This is a genomic window from Actinomadura napierensis (assembly GCF_039529375.1).
Taxonomy (GTDB): Bacteria; Actinomycetota; Actinomycetes; order Streptosporangiales; family Streptosporangiaceae; genus Spirillospora; species Spirillospora napierensis.
Genome location: NZ_BAAAMR010000430.1, coordinates 1 through 521, shown reverse-complemented (window position 1 = coordinate 521; position 521 = coordinate 1). Strand labels below are relative to the sequence as shown.

General features: G+C 36.9%; 1 protein-coding gene. It reads left to right on the top strand.

What is annotated here, in order from left to right; all coding sequences use genetic code 11:
- Positions 1-273: 273 nt before the first annotated feature.
- Positions 274-521: hypothetical protein (locus ABD296_RS50305; protein WP_344285854.1), on the top strand; the 248-nt coding region annotated here is incomplete at its 3' end.

The following is a 521-nucleotide window of genomic DNA, read 5'->3' as shown; positions in this document are numbered from 1 at the left end:
CATGTCTAAAGCCATAATTTAAGCCGCTCGACATAGAAGCAATTGCCCCTGCTCCCGGAGAAATACTAATGACCCAACAGGCCAACATATAAGCAAACCAAACTTGCAAAGACATAGCGAAAATAGACAATAAAAGTGAAATTATACCGTTTTATAAAACTATCGTGGCGATAATTCAAACAATAAAATCAATAAATAGACTACTAACAGCTCTTCGCATCAGGCACAATAATTGAAGCTCATACTAAATTATAATTGAGGAGAGATCTTCTAATGACTGCTCAATCTGTCATTTTGCCATTACCATCAGATCATGCCCGTTTTATTGTTCTTCGTTTAAAAGATTTAACAATTGCTGAATTAAAAGAACAACTCGAAGCTTTATTCGAAACACGTGACCGTCTCATTACTCAACATTCAGACGCACAAATTAAAACAGCAGTCGCTTTTGGTCCAGAACTTTGGAAGCAGCTTTACAGCCAATCTCCTGCTGGTTTTAAACAACTTGAACCAGAAAATGG